The sequence below is a fragment of the Streptomyces sp. NRRL S-495 genome (genome assembly GCF_000966955.1).
Lineage (GTDB): Bacteria > Actinomycetota > Actinomycetes > Streptomycetales > Streptomycetaceae > Kitasatospora > Kitasatospora purpeofusca.
Window position 1 is genome coordinate 1 of sequence record NZ_JZWY01000027.1, and the last position, 3,344, is coordinate 3,344.

Here is a 3,344-nt window from a genome sequence, read left to right on the forward strand (position 1 = left end):
GTGCTCGGTCTGGTTCATCGGCTGGTTGTAGAGGTCGGCGACCCGGGAGTGCACCTTGAGCACCGTCTGGGCGACGCTGAGCTCGTACTCGCGCGGCCTGAGCTCGTAGTCCACGAAGGCGGTGGGGAGTTCGTACTCGCCGTGGTGGCCGGCGGAGAGGCCGATCGCGGCCTCGCCGTGCTTGTTCTGCGGCTGCTGGAAGCCTTCCAGGTACTCCATGATCTGCAGCTGGAGGGCGTCGGAGCGGTCGACGAGCTCCTGGAAGTCGGCCCAGCGCAGCGACAGTACGGTGCCGGCGGTGGCCGCCCGGACGGTGTACGGCCAGTCGCCGTTCTCCTGCCGGAGCGCCTCGTCGCCGAGGTGGTCGCCGTCGGCCAGGGTGCCGACCACCGTCTCCTCGCCGTACTTGCCCGTTCCCAACCGGTTGAGCTTCCCGTACGCGATGATGAAGACCTCGTCGATCGGCGCTCCGGCGGCGACCAGGACCTCACCCGCGGAGAACTCGCGTTGGACGAAGCGCCCGGCCAGCTCCTCCAGCACGGAGTCGTCCGGGAAGCCCCGCAGGACCGGCACCTCGCGCAGGGTCTGGGGCAGGATCCGGGCCTCGCTTCCCGTCCGGTCGAAGCTCACCCGGCCGCGGCCGACGGCGTGGCGCAGCCGACGGTTGACCCGGTAGGTGCCGCCCGAGACCTGGACCCAGGGGAGCGTCCTGAGCAGCCAACGGGGGCTGATCTCCTGCATCTGCGGCGCGGACTTGGTCGTCGTCGCCAGGTTGCGCGCGGCCGCGGTCGCGAGACTCTGCTGGTCCCGGGTCTGCGCTTCACCGCCCGGTGCAGGAATACCGACGTTGGTTTCGGTCGACATAGGGAGCCCTTCGCGTACCCGTACCCGATGAAGTGTCGCCTTGCAACTTGCAACAATCATGGTGGGCCCATTCGGAGGGCTGCCGCAATCACTCTTTCGAGTGGTCGGAATAACCGAAAAAATAGTACGAATAGAATGTCTGATCGATATTGAATCGATCAAGTGATCCAATGCGTTCCGGAACAGGACGGTCCGGTTCGCCCCCTCGGCCGTCGCCCGGCGGACCCGCGACGGACCCACGACGGACCCACCCCGCGTTCGGGCCCGTTCGACCGGCCGCTAGGGTGCCACCTCAAAGGGCCACGGAGCCAGGACGAATGCGGCCGAACCACAGCCCTTCCTCCTCGTTCACCCCTGCCCTGGGAGCCCCCTTGAGCGCCCCCGTCACCGTCTGGCTCAACCGCACGTACGCCGAGAACGTGTTCTTCATCGAACAACTGCACGCCGCCCCCCGCGCCGTCCGGGTCCACGCGACCCACGTCGACCCCGACTCCCCCGTCCTCGCCGCCGCCGACACCGCCGGCCTGGAACCCGCCGACCTCACCCCCGACGCCTACGTCGCCTACGCCCTCGACCACTGCGCCCGCCACCGCGTCGACGTGTTCGTGCCCCGGCTGCACCAGCTCGCGATATCCCTGCACCGCCACGAGTTCGAGGCCGTCGGCACCGCCCTCGCCTGCCCGCCGCCCACCGCGATCGCCGCCTTCGGGAGCAAGGCCGACGGCTACGCGGCGATCGCCGCCGCCGGACTGCCCACCCCGCCCTGGTGGCTGGTGCGCACCGCCGAGGAACTGGTCGGCGCCGTCGACCTGATCGAGGCGGCCGGCCTCACCGCCTGCCTCAAGCCCGCCTCCGGCGCCGGCGGGGAGGGCTTCCGGATGCTCACCCGCGAACCCTTCGGACTGCACCGGCTGGCCGGCTGGGACAGCCGCGTCCAGGTCGACCAGGTGGCCGCCGCGCTCGACCTGGCGGCCCGCGAGACCCCCGGCACCTCCGCCGACCTGCTGGTCATGCCCTACCTCGACGGCCCCGAGGTGTCCGTGGACTGCCTCGCCGACCTGGACGGCACCCTGCTGGCCGCCGTCGGCCGCAGCAAGCACCGGCGCCGCCGCAGCTTCACCACCGAGCCGCGGTACCTCGAACCGGCCCGCCGCCTGGTCGAGGCCACCGGCATGGCCTACCTCTCCAATGTGCAGTTCCGCCACCTGCACGGGGAGCCGGTGGTCATCGACGTCAACACCCGCCCCTCCGGCGGACTGCACCAGCTGCGCCTGTGCGGGCTCAACCTGCCCTGGAACGCGGTGCAGTTGGCACTCGGCGAACGCCCGGACACCGACTGGGCCGGGGACCCGACGGGGATCGAGTACACCCTGGTGTCCGGCATCCAGCCGGTACTGCCGCACCGGCTGCCGCCGTTCGTCCCGGCCGGCCGGCCGACGGGCGAGCTGGTGCACTGACCCACCGTCACCCGACCGGCTACAGCGGCCCGTTCCAGTCCAGCGTCGGCTCCAGCACCCCTTCCAGGGTCAGCAGCCAGCGCTTCACGTCGATCCCGACCCGGCCGCCGCCGAAGCCGCCGATCCCGTCCGCCGCCACCACCCGGTGGCAGGGCACCAGCAGCGCGACGGGGTTGGCGGCCATCATCTGCCCGACCGTCCTGGCCGCCAGGCCGGGCTCCTCGACCCTGGCGAACACCCCGCTGCGGGCGGCGAGTTCGCCGTAGGTGATGGTCCGCCCGTACGGCACCTCGCGGAACAGGGTCCGCAGCACCTCCCGGTGCGGGCCGGTGCTCAGGCTCCAGTCGATCGGCAGCTCCAGCTCCCGCCGCCGGCCCGCCAGGTACTCGCCGACCCGGTCGGTGACCGCGGCGATCTTCGCCCCGTCGGTGCAGCGGGGCAGTTCGCCCTCCCGCCCGAGATAGCCGACCGCCGCCACGCCCTGCGCGGTGACCGCGATGTGGAGCGGCCCGCTCGGCAACGGCGTCTCCACCGTCAACCAGGACAACGGCGCCGTCGTACTCCCCGCCACGTCTTCCCCCCTGCTGTCCGCCGCGCCGGTGGTGCCGCCCGGGCCCGTCCGGACGCGCACCGGCCACCCGGCCCGCGCGCCATCGTACGGCGGACCGGGCGGACGCCCCGGAACGGCCGCGGTCAGGGGCGCCGCCCCTTCAGCTCCGCGGCGACCGAGCGCGACCAGCGCGCGAGTTCGGCCCGGTCGGCGGGCGCGCCCTCGCACAGGGCGGCGACCTGGGCGTCGTTGATCCGGTTCGGCCCCGGGATCTCCAGCAGGTACGCGAGTTCGTCCAGAACGGTCGCGAGCCGCACGGCGTCCGTGTGGTCCAGCGACGCGGCCGCCTCGTGGTGGCCGATGGTGAGAGAACCGGGCATGGTCTGCCTCCTCCGTTCGCCCCCGCACCCCCCACGGTACGACCGCCCGCCTCACCCGGCACCCGCCGCGGACCGGGCCGGCTCCACCACCCC

Annotated in this window: 4 protein-coding genes; 1 reads left to right on the forward strand and 3 read right to left on the reverse strand. The window is 72.5% G+C overall.

Annotated elements, in window-relative coordinates; genetic code table 11:
* A partial coding sequence (locus VR45_RS02400) for a cyclic nucleotide-binding domain-containing protein (RefSeq protein ID WP_045937988.1) occupies positions 1-864 on the reverse strand: 864 nt, incomplete at its 3' end.
* A 371-nt stretch (positions 865-1,235) separates the two neighbouring features.
* On the opposite strand from VR45_RS02400, the gene VR45_RS02405 reads away from it, so the two are divergent.
* A complete protein-coding gene (locus VR45_RS02405) occupies positions 1,236-2,321 on the forward strand; it encodes an ATP-grasp domain-containing protein (protein WP_045937989.1) in 1,086 nt (361 codons plus the stop codon).
* Between the two features lie 19 nt (positions 2,322-2,340).
* On the opposite strand, the gene VR45_RS02410 is transcribed toward VR45_RS02405, so the two are convergent.
* On the reverse strand, positions 2,341-2,868 hold the full coding sequence (locus VR45_RS02410) for a methylated-DNA--[protein]-cysteine S-methyltransferase (RefSeq protein WP_052708796.1): 528 nt from the start codon (positions 2,866-2,868) through the stop codon (positions 2,341-2,343).
* Between the two features lie 146 nt (positions 2,869-3,014).
* Complete coding sequence (locus VR45_RS02415) at positions 3,015-3,251, reverse strand: hypothetical protein (protein WP_045937990.1); 237 nt, start codon at positions 3,249-3,251, stop codon at positions 3,015-3,017.
* Positions 3,252-3,344: the final 93 nt, after the last annotated feature.